This is a genomic window from Streptomyces sp. SM11 (assembly GCF_002910905.1).
Taxonomy (GTDB): Bacteria; Actinomycetota; Actinomycetes; order Streptomycetales; family Streptomycetaceae; genus Streptomyces.
Genome location: NZ_NEUE01000244.1, coordinates 1 through 20108 on the forward strand (window position 1 = coordinate 1; position 20108 = coordinate 20108).

The following is a 20108-nucleotide window of genomic DNA, read 5'->3' on the forward strand; positions in this document are numbered from 1 at the left end:
GCCCGTCCACCGGTTCGCGCAGCCAGCCGTCGACGGTGCAGGTGAGACCGGCGACCAGCCGGCGGCCGGGCCCGGTGAGCCGGGCACGGGTCGCCAGGGTCCGCAGGACCGTACGGGTCTGGATGCGGCGGAGCGCGAACCGGAAGGGTGCCAGGTCCAGTGGATCGGCCGCCCGGTCACCGATCCGGGCCCGCCAGAATCCGGCGACACCGACGAAGGCGTACGCACCGTGGAGGAACCCCGGCAGATGGCGCGGGTCCGGGCACCACGGGGCGTAGTGCTCCTCCTCGCGGTCGTCGTCGAGCATCGCGAAGAGGTGGAGCAGCGCGCCGAGCTTGCTGTGCTGGAACTCGTGGACCATCGTTTCGGCCAGCGATGCGCCGTCCGGGGGCCCGGCCACCACCATCGAGCCGAACGCGTCCGCGGTGGAGCCACTGAGCCCCTCGACGGGGCCGTTCGGCAACTTCCCCGGCCAGGGCACGATGCGTCTGATCGCCTCGGGGCAGGGTCCCGGGGCCGGTGCCGCCGGAGACGGGGGTGGAACCGGCGCCGGAGCCGGAGTCGAGCAGGGTGACCGCTTCGGCGAAGAGCCGTCGCCAGGTGTCGAGCTCGCCGGGCGTCAGCCAGCGGGGCGGGACCGGCCGGTCGAGGTCGCGGTAGGGGTCGGTGTCGTCGAGGACGACCTCGGGCCCCCCGGGCCGGACCACGAGCCGGTGCGCCGACCACCACAGGGCGCTCTGCGGTGCGGTGAGCGGGCACACCGTCAGCGCGGTCGCCCCGGTGCCCCGCACGGTCGGCGTGAGGACCAGCTCCCGCTCCCGTACGCACGCGCGGACCGACTGGAAGCCCGGCAGCGGGATGCCCGGCAGCCGGGCGAGACCGAGCGTCGGCAGGGCCACCGCGCCCTCCCTGGCGGGCACGACGAGCTCGGCGGCCGTCCCGGCCCGCAGGGCGGCCACCAGGGCGACGGCGGCCAGATGCCCGGTCTCCACCCACAGCGGAGGGCCGGCGGAGGTGCCGTGCAGCCGGCGCAGCGTGCAGCTCGCTGGATCGCGAGGTGCTCTCGGGCCTGCGGTCCCAGGCGGCGAGACCGACGCCCTCGACGACGGCGGTCTGCAGCGCCTCCAGGCCGTGCCCCTGGACCGCGGGGGCGTCGAGAATGACCGCGGTCAGCGACTCGTCGCCGGCGCCGCGGGGCTCCCCGTGGCCCAGCGGTCCGACCACCGGCGCAGCGGTGCGCCCCGCTCGGCCGACAGGGCGGCGGCGGCCTCGACCAGGACGACGGCGGCCGGCAGACCGTCGGCGCGTGCGGTCATGTCCTGGGCGTGGTCGAAGAGTTCGGCCGGTTTCCGCTGTCCGGCAGCTCGCCGGGCAGCTCCTCGGCGAGGAGGGCGCGCAGCCGGTCGCCGTCGATGTCCGTGGCCTCGCCGAGCAGTCGGCGCGCCTACTGGGCGACGCCCTCGGCGAAGACGGGCGCGGGCCAGGGCCCCGGCCGCTCGCCGTCGGTCCGGATGCCCGCCTCGGCGGCGATCCGCTCGGCGTCGTCCTTGCCGGAGACGGCGCGGACCGCGTAGATCAGTGCCTCGGGGCCGCCGGGCCGGTGGATCACCTTGCGGACCAGATGCATCATGTCGATGCGGGGCGTGCTGTCCGGGTAGGTCAGTTCGACGTCGAGTCCGAACGCCACCGCGTTCACGAACTCGAAGCGCTGGCCCCGGTCCTTGACGCAGTCGAGCAGGGTCAGCTCATCGACCAGAGTCTGCACCAGGTCTGGTCCCGGGCGCCCGTGCGGGACAGCGTTGATCACCGACCATCCCCCGCCGAGTCGGTCCACCTCACATGGCTGACGGCGAAGTTACCACGATGAATCTTCGGCAACCAGGATCTTGTCCGGCCCCTTCGCCTCCTCCCGGACACCCCCTACGGCGCGGCCTCGGTGGGGCGGGCCCGCCGGAACGCCAGGTCCCGTTCACGGACCAGGCCGCGGGGGCCCGCCGAGCGGAGCACCACGTCCAGGGCACGGCCGGGGTCGGCGGCGTACAGGGTGCTGAACCAGGCCATGTTGGCCTCGACGACGGCCCAGTCGGCGGCACGGCCGGGCCGGCTCATGTACCCGACGTCCACGACGACGGCTCCGGGCAGGGTGTCGCCGCACTCGCCGGCGAGCCGGTGGGCGAAGGCGCGCACGGCGGCCTCCCGGGGGTGGCCCGCCAGCGGGGCCGCGTCGAGTCGCCCGTACCGGGCGTACTGGGATCCGGTGCGGATCTCGCCGTCGAGCAGGAAAAGCCTGAACTCATCTTCCCAGAGGACGACTTCGCTGATCTGGACGAGCGGGTCACCGGAGTCCGGCGGGAGTGGCGACAGGGAGGCGCCGTCCGGGTGGACGGCGGCGGGGAAGCTCTTGTCGGTGGGCGGTTTGACGAAGAGCGGGCCGGTGCGGCGGCGGGCCTCGGAGAGGGGCACCCGGCAAACGCTCCGGCGGGTGAAGGCGACCGGAAGGTCGTCCAGCCACCCGTCGTGCGGCTCCAGGAGCGCCGCCCCGAGGGGAGCGGCGACGCGGGCGGCGAAGCGCGGGCCTCCGTAGTAGTGCCCGTCCTCCCTCCCCCGGTACCGCTCGGGGACTCCGTCGGCGGGCAGCACGGCCACCTCCATGCCGCGTCGGACAGGAGGGAGGCCGTGCCGGAGCGGTGCGGCGCGAGCACCAGGAACCCCGGTTCCGATGACATACGACCTCTCCCCCGCCCGCCGGCACTGCCGTCAGCCCAGGAGGACGGGGAAGGCGGCCATGTCGTTCTGCGTCATCACCGGAAGCTTGGTGATCTCCTCGTCCGGGACGGCGAGGCGAAGTCCGGGGAAGCGCCCGAACAGGGCAGGCAGCGCGATGGCCGCCTCGACGCGCGACAGGGCCGCGCCGGGGCAGATGTGCGGGCCGTGGCCGAAGGTCATGTGGCGGCCCCGGGTGGGCCGGGTGATGTCGAAGGCGTCGGCGTCGGGGCCGTGCTGATCGGTGTCGCGGCCGATGGCCCGGTAGGAGATGACGACTCCTTCGCCCTTCCGGATCACCTCGTCGCCGACGGCTATGTCCTCGGTGGCGAACCGCATCAGCAGATGGGTGGTGGGGGTGTCCCAGCGCAGCGTCTCCTCGATCACCGCGTCCCAGCCGGCCTCTTGGGCGAGCACCATGCGGAGCTGGTCGGGGTGGGAGAGCAGGGCCCGCACCGCGTTGAGGACGAGGCCGATGGTGGTCTCGTGCCCGGCGGCGACCATGGCCTTGAGGTTGCCCACCACCTCCTCCTCGGTGAGTGGCTCGCCGCCCTCCTCGGCCAGGATCAGCGCGCTGGTGAGATCGTCCGTCGGCCGGGCGGTCCTCTCCCGGACGAGGCCGGTGTAGAAGACGTCCAACTCGGCCAGCAGCGCCAGGCGTTCGTCCTGCGGGGTGAGCATGGAGAAGAACGCCTTGTACTGCCTGGTCAGCATGGCGTGCTGGGACTCGTCGACGCCCATGAGCATGCCGACGACCCGCATCGGCAGCGGCTGGGCGAAGACCGCCTTCAGGTCGACGACCCCGTCCTCGCCCCGCGCGGCGTCGAGGTCGTCCAGCAGCTCCTCGGTGAACTTCTCGATGTCCGGGCGGATCGCTTCGAGCCGGCGCGGGGTGAGCGCCTGCGAGGTCTTGGTGCGCAGCCGCCGGTGCTCGGGCCCGTCGACCGTGAACATGGAACGCCCGGCGTCGATCATGCCGATCAGCGGCCACGCGTGCGTCACCACCCCGCTCTGCCAGAGTTCCCAGGCGTTGATGTCCTTCACCAGTCTCGGGTCGACCAGGAGTTGACGCGCCTCGGCGTGCCGGGTGACCGTCCGGGCCGGAACGCCGAGCAGGTCGATCCGGGCGAGGACCCCGGCGTCGCGCAGCCGTGCGGTCTCGCCGTCCAGGTCCTGGACCATGGGGTCGATGGTGATGGTCCCGGCGTTCCGGTCCGCTGGTGCGGCGTCGGCGTGCGGGCAGTTCACAACGCGTCTCCTGTCGTGCGTACGGGGGTGAAGCGGACGGGCAGCGCGGTCATGCCGCGCAGGAAGGCGGACGGCCGGCGAACCAGTTCGGCTGCGGGGACTGCCAGTTCGAGGTCGGGCAGCCGGTCCAGCAGCACCTCGATGCCGGTACGGGCGATGATCTCGGCGATCTCCTGGGCGGGGAAGGGGCAGCGGTACTCGCCGTGGCTGAACGCCAGGTGCGCGCTGTTGCCGCCCTGCCCGGAGCGGACGGCGGAGGCGGTGACCTGCTGCCGGATGTGGGGGTCCGCGTTGGCCGCGCCGAGGCCGAGGAGCAGCATGTCGCCGCGGGCGATGTTCCGTCCGCCGAGCCGGGCGTCGCGCGCGGCCCAGCGGCCGGCCAGGATCTGGGTGGGGCCGTCCTCCCAGAGCACTTCGTTCATGGCCTCGGCGACACTGTGCCGGCCGCCGGACAGGGCGTCGGCGAACTGGTCCTCGGTGAGCATCAACCGGGTGGAGTTGCTGATCCAGTCGGCGGTGGTCAGGTGCCCGGCCGCCGTGATGGCCATCAGGTCGAGCGCGTACTCCTCGTCGGTGAACGGCCCGGGGTGGGCGAGCATCCGGGAGGTCACGTCGTCCCCGGGCCGCGCCCGCTTGGCCGCGACGAGCCGGTGCATGTGCTCGCCGAAGCGCAGGTGTGCCTTCTGGGCCCCGGGCCCGCCGTCGGCGAGGTCCTTGAGCACCCGCGCGATGTCGGCGCCCTCGTCGTCGGGGAAGCCGACGAGCCGGGCGAGCACGAGGACGGGCAGCGGCTCGGCGAACTCGGCGACGAGATCGGCGGTGCCCCGGCTGCACACGGCGTCGATGAGCCGGTCGGCCAACTGCTCGCAGTGCTGCCGGATCTCGAAGGGGTCCGCCCCTTCGAGAGCCGGTACGACCATGTCGACGTGCCGGCGGTGCTCGGCCCCCGCGGTGAAGTAGATGGACGGCATGGGCGTCCCCACCATGGGCAGCAGCGGCCAGTCGGCGGGGATGTTCTCCCACTGGTTCCACAGCGAGACGTCCCGGGGGTACAGCTCCCCGTCGCTGGTGACCTGGTGGAGTTCCCGGTAGCCGATCACCAGCCAGGCGGGAAAGCCGCCGGGCAGTTCGACCGGGACGACGGGCCCGTGTTCGCGCCGCATGGACCGGTAGAGCACCTGCGGTTCGGTGTGGAAGCCGGGCCCGCCGAGGGCTACGGCACCCTTGCCGGCGCCCACGGGACAGCCTCCGCCGGCACCGGCCGTGGACGCGGGCGTGGCGGACGAGGGGTTCGGCATCGTACGGACTCCCGTGGCGGCGGCTTCGCGCGTTGTGACCATACGATCAACGCGGCACCACTATAAGGAGGTTGCATGAACCCTCGGAGCCCTTCGCAAGCATTCTTGCCCGAACTCCAAACGATTCGGCCTCGCTTTCCGCTCATTTCCCTATGACATCTGCACACCTTTGATCACAAGGTCGGCATCGGCGTGGATCATCGCCGGCCACCGCAGGGCATCGGCCCCGGCCGGAATCACGTCCGGGACGCGGACGGCGGGGTGAAGGCCACCTGGACACTCCACTGTCCGGTGCGGAGCGTCAGGCCGTCCGTCAGGTCCTTCGACCGCTCCGGGTCGGTCAGCCACAGATTGACGGCCGAGCCCAGGAGCACCGGATCGAGCGCGGGCCGCCGGGCGCCCCAGGCGCGTTCGGTGCGCGCCTCCAGCTGCCGCCCGCCACGCAGCCGGACCAGACAGCGGGTCTCGTCCAGCCGGGCGACCAGGACGTTGAGGTTCTCGTGGCGCAGGGCCGCGTCCGCGATCCAGTCGAGCGCGGCCACCTCCGCGTCCGTGACCGTGCGGGCCAGCACCTCCGCGGCGTCCGGCCAGTGGGGGTGGGTCTCCTCGGTGGTGACGGCGTAGAAGCCGAGAGCCCGCGTGTGGTGCCCCGCGACAAGGGGCCGCCGCTGGACCTCGACCGTGCCCCACGCATCGTGGGCGCCCGTCACGTCGTACGCCGTGACCGACGCCCGGCGCACCGGTTCGGGTGCCGGTACGGGGACGGGCCGCGGCGCCTCCCGGGGCACCCGGACCCCGCGCCCGGCGAGGAACTCGTACATCCGGGCCCGCGTCACCTCACCGGAGGTGTCGACCGACGCGAGCTGCCCGTCGACCACGGTCCTCAGCGCCGCCGGGTCGTGCCGGCGCGCCGCGTCCAGCAGTTGCGCGTGCACGTCCCCGTCGGGGTCCAGCCGCGGCGCGCCCCGTCCGAACGCGGCGGCGGGGGAGAGCGGGTCCAGCTCGTCGAGGCCGGTGGCCGCGAGCATCGTGACGCGGTCCGCGGCGGCCGAGTAGAACGACGTACTGCCGTGATCGCCGACCACCCAGTCGCCGGCCACCACCGCGGCCCGCCAGCCCTCCTGAGGCGGAATGATCATGAGTCCGGCGTCCATCGCGGCTCCGAGCCGTTCCAGCACACCGGCGGGACTGTGCCGGGCCCACACGTTGGGGTGGAAGACGGCCGCGACGGCGAACTCGTCGGCGGGGAGAGCGGTGACCAGCCGCAGCGGCAGTTCCGGATGCCGCCCGAGCAGCGAGTGCTCGCTCCAGGTGGAGTGGATGACGACCAGCCGCCGCCCGTCGACCGCGCCGAGCCGCTGGCGGTACCGGTCCCGGTGGGGCATGCTCGCGATGATGCGCTGGAAGCACCAGTCACCGACGGTCAGGGCGTACGGCGCCGCCTCGGGGCAGACCTCGGCGAGCCGGTCGATCTGCGCCTGGTGGGAGACGCCGATCGCAGCCGGGACCACCTTGCCCCGCCACATCAGCTCCCGCCGCGACAGCCCGGCGGGGGCGAGGGCGTCGCCCGTCGACTCGGTGACGAGGCGGTTGTACCCGGCGCCGTGCGGCAGCACCATCAGCGGGGCGTCGAGCCGCCGCATCGTCGGATGCACCGAACAGCTCACGGCCAGGTCGAAGGAGCGCCGGGTCGCCTCCTGCCAGCTCAGCACGTGGATCCCGAGGCCGGACAGATAGGAGTCGAGTCCGTCCGCGAACGCCGATCCCGGATTGACCGTGTAGTACTTCTCGATGCCGTCCTCGCTGCGCAGCAGATGCATCACGTCCGCCACCCGGGTGGCGGACGTGAGCGTCCGGGCCACTCCGAGCACCTCGGCCTTCGGCGGGTCCCAGGTGTTCCAGCGGGACGGGGCCGACCTGCCGGAACGACGGAACCAGCTGGACGGACGGCTCAGCAGCGATGACACCGAGGACAACGTGGCTCCGGGAAGAGGAAAGGAACAAGGACGGGAGGGAACAAGCGAGTGGAATGCGGGATGGACGGGATGCCGGGACGGCGGCCGACCCGCCGGGACAGGCCCGGCGCGGGCCCGGTGTCAGCCCGTGCCGGCCGGGGGGCTTCAGCCCCATCGCCTGCCGCAACGCCCGCAGTTTCTCTTCGCACGCGGCCCGCAGGGGCTCGTCCTCGGTCCGTTCGGCCAGCGAGACCAGCAGGGCGAGGGCCTGGTCGAGCTTGGCCAGCTGCTTGAGTTCCGCGGAGCCGTCGGCCGCGGAGCCCGCCGCGGTCACCGCCCGGCCCAGCTCCCCGAGTCCGGCGAAGGCACGGGCCCGGACCAGGTCGATCCTCGGCAGCATGGGGTCGTCGCCGGTGACCCGGGCGACGCCGGCCGCTTCGTCCAGTACGCCGAGAGCGGCGGCCCACCGCGCACCGGCCACCAGCGCCTGCCCGACGTTGTAGCTCTGCACGACGACGCCGTGCGGGTCCGGCACCGCGCGGTTGGCCTCCAGCGCTCGCTCGAACAGCTCCCGGGCCTCCCCGGCCGGTCGCGAGCCAGCGCGATCAGACCGCGGGTCTCCCACACGACACCGCTCAGCCGCGGGTCGGCGGCCAGGCCGAGCAGCTCCGTGGCGGCGGCCAGTTCGACGTCCGCGTGGTCGAGGTCGCCCTGTTCGTACGCGGCACGGGCGACCTGGTTCCGCATCCGGATCTCGGCGTCGGGACGGGCCTCGTGCTGGGCCGCCTCAATGCCCAGCCGGCCGGTCGCGACGCAGTCGGCGAGGTGTTTACGGCTGTGGTAGAGCGCCCACAGCGATTCGCACAGCCGCCACACGTCCTCGTACCACTCGTGCTCCGCGGCGGTCCGGACGATGTTCTCCAGATTGACGCGCTCGGCGTCCAGCCAGTCCAGTGCGTCGGGCCGCCCCACGAACAGCGGTTCCTTCGCAGAGAGTTCGGCCAGGGTGCGGACCGGCGGCGGCTGGATCCTGAACCGGTCACCGAGCACCAGCGCGTCCGCGTGCGCCGCCGCGTCCCGGTAGAAGTCCACGGCGAGCCGCAGGGCGGATCGCCGCCCGTCCTCGGGAAGCGCCCGCGCACACAGCCTGGCGTGGGCCCGCACCACATCGTGCAGCCGACAGCGCCGGGGCCGGTCCGGCGACTCCACCAGGACCGCGAGCCGGGACGAGACGAGCTCGCCGAGCGCCTCGTCGACCCGGACGGCACCCGTGGCCCGCAGCAGATCCGTCGTCACCGTCGTGCCGGGCAGGATCCCGAGGAGGTCGTAGAGATGCCGGGTGTGCTCGGACACCTCGGCGACCACCGAGTCCAGTACCGTGTCGACCGCCTCGCCCACGCCGCCCTCCCGAGGTCCCTCGCTCCCGCCCATGGCCGCTCCCTCCGCCTCATGTACGCCGTCGTCCCCCGTGCCGTACCGCCCGGCCGCCGTCAGATCACGCACCACGTCGTCGAGGGTCAGATGCGGCCGCGCCGCCAGCCACTCCACCGCGGCCCGCAGCGCCAGGGGGTGCCCCGCGCACAGCCGTACGACCTCCGCGGCGGTCCCCTCGTCGGCGTCCGTGTGCCAGCGGCGTACGAGCTCCGTCCCCGCCGCCTCGTCGAGCGGGTCGACACCGATCAGCACGGCCCCGTCCATCAGCAGCGACGGCAGGACCCGGCGGCCGGTCACCACGAGCAGCCCATCCGGCGGCACGAGCGCCCGGGCCTCCGGGGCGTGCTGGGCGTTGTCCACCATCACGAGCAGACGCTTCCCGGCGGCGACACTGCGGAAGAGAGCCGTGCACTCGGCGAGTCCGCCGGGCACATAGTCCTTGCTCACTCCGAGGGCGCGCAGGAACCGGCCGAGGACGGCGGCGAGATCGACCGCTCCGTCGCGGCGGAGGTCCTCCAGGTCGACGTAGAGCTGCCCCTCCGGGAAGAGCTCCTTCAGCTCCCGTCCCACGCTCTGGGCGACGAGCTGTGTCTTGCCGACCCCGCCGACGCCGACCACCAGCAGCATCCCCGGCCCCGGTTCGGCGGCGAGGGCCACGGCGGCGTCCCGCAGACCGGCGAGCTCCTTCGTCCGGTTGACGAACACCCCGCTGGGCGGGGGCCCCTGGCTCGGCGGGGCGTCGGGCGCCCTGTCCGGCATCCGAAGGCCCTCGATGTGCTGTGCCATCAGGACGGGCCCGACGATGACGGCGTCCCCCGACACCGTGTTGTACGTCGCTCCGCCGCCGTCGGTACCGAGGCTGTTCAACCCGTCTCCTTCCGCCGGTGCGGCCACCTCGCGCGGGTGAACGCGCCGCATCCTTTCCCGGCTCCCGTGATCCGGAACCCGCCCCGGCCCTCGCACTGTAGTCCCGCCGCTCTACGATCGGGGGCGTGTGCGCAGACGTCATGGTTGCCGAGGACGACGAGAAGCAGGCCGAACTCGTACGCCGCTATCTGGAACGGGAAGGACACGTCGTACGGATCGTGGGCGACGGCCTCGCCGCGCTCGACGCCGTCCGGCACCAGGAGCCCGACCTGCTTGTTCTCGATGTGATGATGCCCCGGGCCGACGGCCTGGACGTGGTACGGGTGCTGCGGGCCGAGGACCGCGAACTGCCCCTGCTGATGCTGACCGCCCGCTCGGCGGAGGACGATCTCCTGCTCGGTCTCGACCTCGGCGCCGACGACTACATGACCAAGCCCTACAGTCCGCGCGAGCTGATGGCCCGCGTACGCACCCTGCTGCGGCGGACCCGGCGGCCCGCTTCCCCGGAGCCGGTGGCCGAGGAACCCGTCCTGCGCGTCGGCGCCCTCGTGGTCGACCCGGAACGGCACGAGGTGTCGGTGGGCGGCGGGACGGTGGAGTGCACCCCGGGCGAGTTCCGGATCCTGGCGGCCCTGGCGGCGGGACCGGACCGGGTGTTCAGTCGTCAGCGACTGCTGGAGGAACTCCACGGGTTCGACCGCTACATCAGCGCCCGGACCGTCGACGTGCACGTCATGAACCTGCGCAAGAAGATCGAGCGGGCCCCGCGGCGGCCGGAGCGGCTGCTCACCGTTTTCGGCGTCGGCTACAAACTCACCGACCCGGCGAAGGCGACCCGGCGTGCGTAGGACGCGCGACGAGAACAGGGGAACGGGCCGGGCGCGGCTGCCGCTGCGCCGGAGCCTGCTGGGGCGGCTGCTCGCCGTTTCGGCGCTGGTGGCCGCTTGTTCGGTGGCGGCCACCGCCTGGATCGCCGTGCAGACCACCTCGGGCGCGATCAAGCAGGAACAGGGGCAGAACCTCACCGCGGACGCCCGGATCTACGACACCCTGCTGGACTACGCCGCCCGCAACCCGACCTGGGACGGGGTCGGTGCGACGGTGCGGGAGCTGGCCCGGGAGTCGGGCCGCCGGGTCGCCCTGACCACGCAGAGCCGGCAGCCGCTGGCCGACTCCGCCACCGGGGAGGCCGCCCCGACGTTCCCGCCGCAGGCGTCCGCCGTGGTCGACCCGTTGTCCGTGGACACCGTCCTGGCGGCGCGCGGCGCCGAGGGGCAGGGCACGGCGGCCGACCGGATCGATCCCCGGGCGGTGGGGCCGTTCCGGCTGTCGGCGGCCGACAGCCGGGCGTTGCGGCGGACCGCCGACGACAAGGTCGAGTGCCTGAACCGGGCGGGGATCGCCTCGGACGTGGTGGTCGGCGCGAGCGGCCGGCCCCGGGTGCAGGTCGTGGGCAACGACCCCGAACGTGCGCTGGGCACCCGTTGTGATCTCGCCGCCCTGGACACGCCCACCCGTTCGGAACGGAAGGCGCTCGACGCGCTCACCGAGCTGGCCGACGCCTGTCTGAAGCGCCAGGGCCGCGAGGGCGTACGGCTGAACAGCGACCTGTCCTGGGGCGACCCGGCCGGCGTGTCCCTGGCGCCCGGGTTCGGGCCGCTGCCGAGCGAATCCGAGCCTCGGGTGCCGGCGCCGGGTGACGCCCCCGCGAAGGAGGCCGCGCCGTCCGTCGTGACGCCGGAGCGCACCGGGGAGAACGACCGGGCCATCGCGTCCTGTGTGGGCACGGCCCGGAGCGAACAGCTCAGCTCGTACGTGGCCTCCCCCGCCCTCCTCTTCATCGGCGACGAGGGCGGCGCGACGCTGCCCGGCTTCGACCTCTCCCCCGCCAACACGGCCAGGATCGCCGGCGCGGCGGCGCTCGTGCTGGCCCTCACCGTGGGCGCGTCGGTGTTCGCGGGAGCCCGGCTGGTGCGCCCGTTGCACGCGCTGACGGGCGCCGCACAGCGTATGCGCGAAGGCGAGCAGCCGGAGTCGGTGCCCGTCACGGGGGACGACGAGGTCGGGCGGCTGGCCGCGGCGTTCAACGACATGTCCGCGCACCGGGCGCGGCTGGAGGAGCAGCGCAAGGCCATGGTGAGCGACGTCGCCCATGAGCTGCGGACCCCGCTGAGCAACATCCGGGGCTGGCTGGAGGCCGCCCAGGACGGACTCGCCGACCCCGACCCGGCGTTCGTCTCGTCGCTGCTGGAGGAGGCCGTAATGCTCCAGCACATCATCGACGACCTCCAGGACCTGGCCGCGGCCGACGCCGGGGTGCTGCGGCTGCGTCCCGAATCCGTCGAGGCCCGGGAGCTGCTGAGCCAGGTCGCCGCTGCCCACCAGGCGCGGGCGGAGAACGCGGGCGTCATGCTCGCCGTCGCGGCCACCGCCCCGGGCCTGGCCCTGCGCGCGGACCCGGTCAGACTCCGGCAGGCGGTGGGCAACCTGGTGTCCAACGCCGTGCGGCACACACCGGAGGGCGGGCGGGTGACGCTGCGCGCGTACGCCTCCGAGGTGGGCGAGGGGACGGTGCTGGTCGAGGTGACGGACACCGGATCCGGCATCCCGCCCGAGGACCTTCCCCATGTCTTCGACCGGTTCTGGCGCGCGGAGAAGTCCCGCAGCCGCCGCACGGGCGGCAGCGGCCTGGGCCTCGCCATCGTCCGCAAACTGGTCGAGGCCCACGGCGGCACGGTGGACGCGACGAGCGTCGTGGGCAAGGGTTCGGCCTTCGTCCTGCGGCTGCCCGGAACCACACCGTCCGGCCCCTGATGGGATGACCACGGCGTTCTGACAGCTTCTTCATATCTCCGCGCCAGCCTGGCGGCATGCCCCGTACCCGGCGCGAACCCGCGTCCGGGACCGTCACGGGGCCGAGTATGGAATGGAGCCATCCGTATGACCGCTTTCACCGCACGCTTCACCCTTCGTGCCGCCGTGCTCACCGCTGTCGCGGCCGGCGCGGTGCTGGTCCCGTCCGCCGCCGCCTTCGCGGACTCCTCCCCGAAGCCGTCGGAGCCCGCCGTCGTCGACCTGTCCGAGCGCGAGGCCGCCGATGACGCCTCGAAGGACGCCGACCGGCCGGCGGTGACACCGCGCGGCGGTGTCGCCGCCGGTGAACGTCCCGCCGGCAGCGGCGACAACAGCACCGCGGTGCTGGCCGGTTCGGTGGCCGGGGCCGCGCTACTCGCGGGCGCGGGCACGATCGTGCTGCGCCGCCGCTCGGCGGCCGGCCACAACGGCTAACCCGCACCGCTCACCTGCGCTGACCGTGGCGCCGCCCCGCACCGGGGCGGCGCCACGCCCGCTCGTCCGCCCACAGCACTTCCCCTGCCCGCACCGATTCCGGAGTCTCCTGTGCCGTCCCGTACGCCCCACCGCTTCCGGCGGACCGCAGCCCTGTTGACCGCCGTCGCGGCCTGCGTCGCCCTGGCCGGATGCTCGTCCGACGAGCCCTCCGCGCCCTCCTCCGCCGCCACGTCCGGCGCGCCCTCCGCCTCCGCTCCGGCGCAGGGCGAGGCCGTCTCGGGATCGACCGGGCCGCCCACGGCCGATCAGCCGGACCGGCCGGCCCCCACCCAGGTCTCCATCCCCTCGATCGGTGTGAAGAGCGCCCTCATGGAGCTGGGGCTCAACGCGGACGGCACGGTCGAGGTCCCGCCTTCGGAGAAGGGCATGACGGCGGGCTGGTACAGCGGCGGGTCCGTGCCCGGGGCGCCGGGGCCGGCCGTACTGATCGGTCACAACGACACCCGCTTCGGCCGGGCCGTCTTCCACGACCTCAAGAACATCCGCAAGGGTGCCGAGGTGCTGGTCCGCGACGGGGCGGGGAAGACCCTGCGCTACACGGTCACGGACAAGGAAGCGGTCAGCAAGAAGTCGTTCCCCACCGAGAAGGTCTACGGCCCGACGAAGGACAGCACACTGCGGCTCATCACCTGCGACGGGGAGTTCGACGCGAAAGGCCATACGGTCGACAACCTCATCGTGTACGGCACCCTCGTCTGAGCGGCGGCGCCCCTGAGCGGCGACATGTACGGCCGGGGGGAATCCGGATGGCAGTCGGCCTGACAGACTCGTGACATCCGATGTCTACCCATGGGTAACTACCGCTGCTTTGATGGGGGCACCCGGTAAGCCCCCCCCACTCAACCGCAGGAGACCTCGTGCCGAACACCGCACTGCGCCGTCTGACCGGCGTGGCTCTGTCCGCCACACTCGCCACTGTCACGCTCGCCGTGACCGCACCGCAGGCAGCGGCTGCCGAGACCCCCGCCGAGACCCCCTCGCTGCGCGTGCTCTCGTACAACGCGTTCCTTTTCAGCAAGAGCCTGTACCCCAACTGGGGCCAGGACCACCGAGCGGCCGAGATCCCGAAGACCTCGTTCTTCCAGGGCAATGACGTCGTGGTGATCCAGGAGGCCTTCGACAACGGCGCCTCCGACGCACTGCTGCGGAACGCCGCCGCCCAGTACCCGTACCAGACCCCGGTGGTCGGCCGGAGCAAGAGCGGCTGGGACGCGACGGGCGGTTCGTACGCGGCGGCGACGCCGGAGGACGGTGGCGTCACGATCCTGAGCAAGTGGCCGATCGTGCGCAAGGAGCAGTACGTGTTCAAGGACGCATGCGGCGGCGACTGGTGGTCGAACAAGGGCTTCGCGTACACGGTGCTGAACGTCAACGGCACCCGGGTCCACGTCGTCGGCACCCACGCCCAGTCGACCGACCCCGGCTGCTCGGCGGGCGAGGCGGCGCAGATGCGCAGCCGGCAGTTCAAGGAGATGGACGCCTTCCTCGACGCGAAGAACATACCGGCCGCCGAACAGGTCGTCGTGGCGGGTGACTTCAACGTCGACGGGCACTCGGCGGAGTACGCGTCGTTCCTCTCCGACGCCGGCCTCACCACGCCGGAGACCCGGACGGGCCACCCGTACTCCTTCGACACCCGTGACAACTCCATCGCCTCCGAGCGCTACCCAGACGACCCGCGCGAGGACCTGGACCACGTCCTGCACCGCGCAGGTCACGCCAAGCCGTCGGGCTGGAAGAACGACGTGGTCAAGGAGGAGAGCGCCCCCTGGACTGTGTCCAGCTGGGGCAAGAACTACACCTACACGAACCTCTCCGACCACTACCCGGTGATCGGTTCCGCCAACTGACGCCACGGGTGGGACAATCGAGGGCCTCCCCGCCCCGCCCTCGCCCGCCCCGCCCGTGAAGGACCCGCTCCATGAGCACCGCCCCCCAGCCGTCGTTCCGCCTCCTTCCCGGAAGCCCCGAGTCCCCGGTGCTGCTGCACGTACCGCACGGGTCCCGGACGATTCCCGGGGAGGTACGCGGCGGAATCCTGCTGGACGACGGTGCTCTGGAGCGGGAACTCGACCACATCACCGACTGCCACACAGCCGAACTGGCGGCCCGGGCGGCCGCGGCCTCGCCCGTCCGGCCCTGGTGTCTCGTCAACTCCCTCTCGCGCCTGGTCGTCGACCCCGAGCGCTTCCCGGACGACCGCGAGGAGATGCGCGCCGTGGGCATGGGCGCGGTGTACACGCACACCACCCACCGGGAACGGCTGCGCGCCCCGGACGTCGACGAACACCCTCTGCTGGAGCGGTACTTCCACCCGTACGCGCGGGCGGTCACGGAGGCCGTCGACGCCCGGATCGCCGCCACGGGCCGTGCGGTGATCGTCGACGTCCACTCGTACCCGACGGCTCCGCTCCCGTACGAGCTCCACGGCACCGGCCCCCGGCCGCCCGTCTGCCTGGGCACCGACCCGTTCCACACCCCGCCTCAGCTGCGCTCCCTGGCGGAGACGGCGTTCGCGGGCTTCGGCGGGACGGGCGTCGACAGCCCGTTCGCCGGTACGTACGTCCCGCTGGAGCACTACGGCACGGACCGCCGGGTGGCGGCCCTGATGATCGAGATCCGCCGCGACACGTACATGACCGAGCCGGGCGGGCCCGCGGGGCCGGGGCTCCACGCGCTGGCGGGGGCGCTAGTAGAGCTGGTGGGGGCGCTCAGCCGGCCTTCTTCCAGTCCTGACATCCGGTGGACTTGAAGATCTCCCCCTTGTTGACGGAGACCCGCCCACTGCCTTCCAGGTTTCCGTTGGCGATGATGGCGTCGAACTCCCCGCTGGAGTTCCTCGCCCGCTCCCAGTAGCACCCGAAGGAGTCACCGGGGCCGCCCGTCCTGTACGTACCGGGGCGCATCTCCTCCCCCACCAGGTATTCGCCGTCCCCACCCACGGTGGTGGGCGGCCCCTTGGGCTTCGGCTGCTTCGACGGCTTCGGCGGCTCCGCGGTGACGGTGGCCGTCTTCGTGACGGTGACCTCCGGGCCGGGTACCTTCACCTCCTTGGTCACGGTGATCCTCGGGGTGGGGCCGGCGTCCGAGGCCTCGGCCCGGGCCTCGTCGTCCGAGATACCGATGCCGACGCCGAGGAACAGGGCGACGGCCCCGACGGCTCCATGGGTCACCCACGCCTTGCCCCGCGACGGCTGCCGCGGGGAAGGGGGCACGAGCGGGGCCCCTTGCGGAGGCGCTCCCCACGGCGTGGTGGGCCGGCCGGGCTGATCGGTGTTTCCACCGAGCGGTCCCGGGAACCGGTGCTCGTCGGGCTGTCGCGGGTTCATGTGTGTGCTCCAGGTCCTGGTGATGCGACGACAAGGGGAAGGCAACAGGTGGCGGGCCGCCGGGACGCGTCGACCACCGATCCGTACGGCAGGCGGGGACGGGCGGTCACCGGCCGCGGATGCGGCGCCCCGCCTCCGTGGCCGGGTAGAGGATCGCGTCGGCGACGCGCCCCCCGGAGTCCTTGACGCCACCGCTGAAGTTGAGCCGCCCGGAGGCACCCGCCTTCGCCGCCACACCGTCCCAGTAGCGGGCGTCCCGTTCCCATCGGATGTCGGACAGCAGCCGGCTCAGCTGATCGGCGGCGAGTGCGTTCGACGGCTCGGCCCAGGGCGTGGTGTGGTGCACCGCGATGCCCAGCCCGGCGAGCACGGCCGGCGCGGTGAGGGCGCTCCGCGCGACGAAGTGGGCGCTGTGACCGGAGATCAGGCCCGCGAGCACGGGCACGACGCACCGTTCCACCTGCTGGGCGTCCGTCTCCGCGGGCAGCTCGTCCTCGTGCACGGTCTCCGCCGAGCGGGAGAGACCGCCCCGCCCGTAGACCGTCGTGATCACGAGGGCCCGGAGTGCGGAGAGGGTGATCACCTCGGGATCGGTCTTTCCCACCTGGCGCTTGCTCGCGTTGACCAGCTTGGCGAACGACATGATCCTGTCGTCGATCTCGACCTTGACGGCATCGGCGACACGATGGGCGAGGCGCGTGGCGAAGTCCCGCTGGTCCATCGACATGGCCAGGTTCTTGGCCACCACGACGCCCTGCACGTTCCGGTCGTAGAAGATCTGCCGGGCATCGGCCACGGACAGGTCCACGTACAGCTCGAAGGGGATTCGCACGGCCGCGAGTTCGGCGTACGTGAGGCCGAAGCGCTCCGGGTCGTCGTACAGCTCGTGCCAGGCGGTCGTCTGCGTCTCGCCGTCGATGGCGACGATCGAGGTGCCGGGCGTGATGGTCAGGGTCCGCAGTCCGGTGCCCGTCACCAGTTCGTCGCTGAGGGCGGCGAGCGGTCCCGCGTGCCAGAACGTGATGGGCGGGGTGGACCAGCCGGCGCCCAGCTCCCCCTTGACGCCGTCGGCGATGTACTCGGCGTACGAGCCGACGTTCTTCCCCTTCTGTGTGGACTTCAGCGCCCGCTGGACCAGCGAGCGCAGTTCGGCATGGCGGCGCACGGCCCCGGACGCGGCCTTCAGGGTCTTCACGTCCTCCTCGCGGCGGGGCGACGGAACGAGCTGGACGAGCGTCGGTACGGACATGGTCCCGATCACCGCGTCGGCCCGGAAGGGCATGACGGTGAGCTGGGTCCCCTCGATGACCGCGGTCGGCATGGTGATGCGCATGGCGATTCCCCCCTGGGATGGACGCCTCCACTCGGAAGCGTCCCAACATAAGCATCCCCATGAAAGCACTGTCAAACATCTTGACGTGGTTACTCGCTGGTGTAGGTTGTGAGCTGTTCCGCAGCAAGCGGCCACTGACCGCGTGGAGTCGTCGACCGTGTCTTCGACCGTCGCCAGGAAGCCGTTCACCACCGACAGATCGTTCGCAGCCGTTCGCAGCCCTTCGCAGACGTTCGCAACCGAGAGGCCCAGGACTCCCGCCATGCCCCAGCCATCCGCACAGGTGACGGCGGCAGAGATCTCCCGCATCGCGGGGGTCACGCGCGCCACCGTCAGCAACTGGCGCCGTCGGCACGACGACTTCCCGGCGCCGACGGGAGGCAACGAGAGCAGCCCGCTGTACGACCTGCCGGCAGTGCGGGCCTGGCTGGCCACGCGCGGCCACGCGACGGCCACGAACGCCCTGGAGGAGTTGCGCACCACCCTGCGCCTGCACCCCCGGGCCGGTGTCGCGGTGGCGAAGCTGCTCCCACTCGTACTCGCCGCGGCCCGCCGCGCTCCGGATGAGCTGACCGCCCTGGCCGAGCTGCCGGACGCCGACCTCGTCACCCACGCGGACGGCTCGGCCGCCCGGCTGGCCGACAGCGTTCCCGGCCCGGAAGCGGTGGCCTTCTCGCCGGAGGACACCGCGGTGCTGCGGGCGCTCGCCCTGTGCGTACGGGACGAGGGTGGCGAGGCGGCCCTGGGCGTCCTGGCGGAGCGGGAGCTGGAGGACACGGCCGCCAGTGGCACATACGTGACCCCGATCCAGCTCGCGGATCTCGTGGCCCGGCTGCTTCCCGGCCGGCCCGTCCGCGTGCTCGACCCTGCCTGCGGTAGCGGCTCCCTGCTCGCGGCGGCGTCCCGGCGGGGCGCGAGCGAGCTGTACGGCCAGGACAGCGTCCCCGTGCAGGCCCGGCGCAGCGCGGTCGGCCTGATGCTGGCGGCCCCGGAGGCGACGGTCACCGTAGGCATCGGGGACAGTCTCCGCGCCGACGCCTTCGGGCAGCTCACCGCAGACGCGGTCGTGTGCAACCCGCCTTACGGTGACCGGGACTGGGGTCATGACGAGCTGGCCTACGACCCGCGCTGGGCCTACGGCGTGCCGCCGCGCGCCGAGTCGGAGCTGGCCTGGGTCCAGCACGCGCTCGCGCACCTGGAGCCGGGCGGCCACGCGGTCATGATCCTCCCTCCGGCCACGGCGTCCCGGGCGTCGGGCCGCCGTGTACGGATGGACCTCGTACGCAGCGGAGCCGTACGGGCCGTCGTGGCCCTGCCGCCCGGCGCGGCGGTCCCCTTCCACATCGGTCTCCAGCTCTGGGTGCTGCAACGTCCCGGACCGACGGGCCCCGAACGCAAGTCGGTGCTGTTCGTCGACACGACGGAGGCCCAGACCTCGATGGCGGGCCGCCCCGGCGACGACCGCTCGTCCGGCGCGACGAGTACGGGCAGACGTGGTGGCGGCCCGAACGTGGGCTCCCCCCGAACCGGCCGCACCACGTTGGACTGGGCCGCCCTGTCGGAGATCGCACTGACCCACTGGGAGGCGTTCTCCGGGGCTCCGGACGAGTTCGCCGACGAGCCGGGGACCGCGCGCGCGGTCCCCGTGATCGACCTGCTCGACGATGTCGTCGACCTCTCCCCCGCCCGGCATGTGCGGGTCTCACGGACCGACGTCGAACCGGCGGAGCTGGCCCGGGAGGTGGACGAGGCACGCCGCCGTCTCGTCGTCCGCGCGGATTCCCTGGGCGAGGCGGCGCGCTCGGCCGACTGGTGCGCCGCCCCTGGCCCGGCGCCCCGCGAGTGGCGTACGGCCACGGCGGCGGACCTGGCCCGGGGAGGCGCGCTCACCCTGCTCCGTACCGCGCCGGAGACGCGGGAGCCCGATCCCGCCGGACCGGCCGCCCTCCCCGTGCTCACGGGCATGGACATCGCCCGGGGCACGGGGCCGACCGGCGACCCGACGGGCCTGCGTACGGAATCGGCACCGGTGGTCGCGGTGGGCGACGTGGTCGTACGCGCGGTCGCGGGCGGCGGCGGGGCGATGGCCCGCGTGGCGGACGAAGCGGACGAGGGCGCGCTGCTCGGACCGCAGGTCCATCTGTTCCGGCCCGACCCGTCGCGGCTCGACGCCTGGTTCCTCGCCGGTTTCCTGGGAGCGGAGGAGAACATCGCCGCGGCGTCGACCGGCAGCACGATCGTGCACGTCAGCCCGGGCCGGCTGCGCGTACCGCTCCTGCCGCTGGAGGAACAGCGCCGCTACGGCGAGGCGTTCCGCCGCGTGAACGAGCTACGGGCGGAGGCACGGCACGCCACGGAACTGGCCGAGCGAACGGCGGGGCTGCTGGCGGGCGGGCTGACTGGGGGCGGGCTGGTACCGCCGCCGGGGGCGGACGGCCCGTCGAACGCCGACACACCTGCGCACGCATCCGACGCTTCGGTCTGAATCGGCACCACGAACGTCACGTACCGACACACTTGTACGCACCCG

At 73.0% G+C, this 20108-nt stretch carries 16 protein-coding genes and 1 pseudogene; 7 read left to right on the forward strand and 10 right to left on the reverse strand.

Features of this window, described 5'->3' with window-relative positions; all coding sequences use genetic code 11:
• The 8 genes and pseudogenes from B9S58_RS39385 to B9S58_RS25675 form a co-directional block, all read right to left on the reverse strand.
• On the reverse strand, window positions 1-481 hold a 481-nt coding region (locus tag B9S58_RS39385; protein ID WP_258045012.1), incomplete at its 3' end, for an HEXXH motif-containing putative peptide modification protein.
• 688 nt (window positions 482-1169) lie between these two features.
• Window positions 1170-1484 carry a hypothetical protein gene (locus tag B9S58_RS40295; RefSeq protein WP_374935709.1) on the reverse strand — a complete coding sequence of 105 codons (315 nt, stop codon included), beginning with the start codon at window positions 1482-1484 and terminating at the stop codon, window positions 1170-1172.
• Window positions 1445-1765, reverse strand: coding sequence for a hypothetical protein (locus B9S58_RS39395; RefSeq protein ID WP_258045014.1), 321 nt, complete (start codon window positions 1763-1765; stop codon window positions 1445-1447). The genes B9S58_RS40295 and B9S58_RS39395 overlap by 40 nt, the downstream gene beginning before the upstream one ends.
• Before the next feature lie 155 nt (window positions 1766-1920).
• A pseudogene (locus B9S58_RS25655) lies at window positions 1921-2726 on the reverse strand (ATP-grasp domain-containing protein).
• A 31-nt stretch (window positions 2727-2757) separates the two neighbouring features.
• A complete protein-coding gene (locus B9S58_RS25660; protein WP_103534411.1) occupies window positions 2758-4011 on the reverse strand; it encodes a cytochrome P450 in 1254 nt (417 codons plus the stop codon).
• On the reverse strand, window positions 4008-5309 hold the full coding sequence (locus B9S58_RS25665) for a cytochrome P450 (RefSeq protein WP_103534412.1): 1302 nt from the start codon (window positions 5307-5309) through the stop codon (window positions 4008-4010). The genes B9S58_RS25660 and B9S58_RS25665 overlap by 4 nt, the downstream gene beginning before the upstream one ends.
• A gap of 236 nt (window positions 5310-5545) precedes the next feature.
• Complete coding sequence (locus tag B9S58_RS25670; protein ID WP_103534413.1) at window positions 5546-7285, reverse strand: hypothetical protein; 1740 nt, start codon at window positions 7283-7285, stop codon at window positions 5546-5548.
• 309 nt (window positions 7286-7594) lie between these two features.
• The gene (locus B9S58_RS25675; RefSeq protein WP_308457923.1) at window positions 7595-9565 is read right to left on the reverse strand and encodes a regulator; all 1971 of its coding nucleotides are present in this window, start codon (window positions 9563-9565) and stop codon (window positions 7595-7597) included.
• A gap of 140 nt (window positions 9566-9705) precedes the next feature.
• Between B9S58_RS25675 and B9S58_RS25680 the strand changes: the two genes are divergently transcribed.
• From B9S58_RS25680 to B9S58_RS25705, 6 genes are all read left to right on the forward strand, one after another.
• Window positions 9706-10413 (forward strand): response regulator transcription factor, encoded by a 708-nt coding sequence (locus B9S58_RS25680; RefSeq protein ID WP_103534414.1) that lies wholly within the window; start codon window positions 9706-9708, stop codon window positions 10411-10413.
• A complete protein-coding gene (locus B9S58_RS25685) occupies window positions 10406-12379 on the forward strand; it encodes a HAMP domain-containing sensor histidine kinase (protein WP_103534415.1) in 1974 nt (657 codons plus the stop codon). Before B9S58_RS25680 ends, B9S58_RS25685 begins: the two co-directional genes overlap by 8 nt.
• 126 nt (window positions 12380-12505) lie before the next feature.
• Complete coding sequence (locus B9S58_RS25690) at window positions 12506-12853, forward strand: hypothetical protein (protein ID WP_103534416.1); 348 nt, start codon at window positions 12506-12508, stop codon at window positions 12851-12853.
• Between the two features lie 111 nt (window positions 12854-12964).
• A complete protein-coding gene (locus tag B9S58_RS25695) occupies window positions 12965-13615 on the forward strand; it encodes a class F sortase (RefSeq protein ID WP_103534417.1) in 651 nt (216 codons plus the stop codon).
• A 158-nt stretch (window positions 13616-13773) separates the two neighbouring features.
• The gene (gene sph, locus B9S58_RS25700) at window positions 13774-14766 is read left to right on the forward strand and encodes a sphingomyelin phosphodiesterase (RefSeq protein WP_103534418.1); all 993 of its coding nucleotides are present in this window, start codon (window positions 13774-13776) and stop codon (window positions 14764-14766) included.
• Window positions 14767-14837: 71 nt separating this feature from the next.
• Window positions 14838-15668, forward strand: coding sequence for an N-formylglutamate amidohydrolase (locus tag B9S58_RS25705; protein ID WP_103534419.1), 831 nt, complete (start codon window positions 14838-14840; stop codon window positions 15666-15668).
• Here the strand turns inward: B9S58_RS25705 and B9S58_RS25710 are convergent.
• Both B9S58_RS25710 and B9S58_RS25715 read right to left on the reverse strand, forming a co-directional pair.
• Window positions 15628-16131: a hypothetical protein gene (locus B9S58_RS25710; protein WP_258045019.1), complete on the reverse strand. Its 504-nt coding sequence runs from the start codon at window positions 16129-16131 to the stop codon at window positions 15628-15630. The genes B9S58_RS25705 and B9S58_RS25710 overlap by 41 nt on opposite strands.
• A gap of 220 nt (window positions 16132-16351) precedes the next feature.
• A complete protein-coding gene (locus tag B9S58_RS25715; protein WP_103534420.1) occupies window positions 16352-17578 on the reverse strand; it encodes a DNA sulfur modification protein DndB in 1227 nt (408 codons plus the stop codon).
• Window positions 17579-17840: 262 nt separating this feature from the next.
• Here B9S58_RS25715 and B9S58_RS25720 point away from each other — a divergent pair, with 262 nt between their 5' ends.
• Window positions 17841-20063, forward strand: coding sequence for an N-6 DNA methylase (locus tag B9S58_RS25720; protein WP_258045020.1), 2223 nt, complete (start codon window positions 17841-17843; stop codon window positions 20061-20063).
• Window positions 20064-20108: the final 45 nt, after the last annotated feature.

Bases quoted from the DNA above. Each gene is read 5' to 3' on its own strand.
- B9S58_RS25665 (WP_103534412.1), bottom strand. From the start codon at position 5,309: ATGCCGAACCCCTCGTCCGCCACGCCCGCGTCCACGGCCGGTGCCGGC.
- B9S58_RS25680 (WP_103534414.1), top strand. From the start codon at position 9,706: ATGGTTGCCGAGGACGACGAGAAGCAGGCCGAACTCGTACGCCGCTAT.
- B9S58_RS25690 (WP_103534416.1), top strand. From the start codon at position 12,506: ATGACCGCTTTCACCGCACGCTTCACCCTTCGTGCCGCCGTGCTCACC.
- B9S58_RS25705 (WP_103534419.1), top strand. From the start codon at position 14,838: ATGAGCACCGCCCCCCAGCCGTCGTTCCGCCTCCTTCCCGGAAGCCCC.
- B9S58_RS25715 (WP_103534420.1), bottom strand. From the start codon at position 17,578: ATGCGCATCACCATGCCGACCGCGGTCATCGAGGGGACCCAGCTCACC.
- B9S58_RS25720 (WP_258045020.1), top strand. From the start codon at position 17,841: ATGCCCCAGCCATCCGCACAGGTGACGGCGGCAGAGATCTCCCGCATC.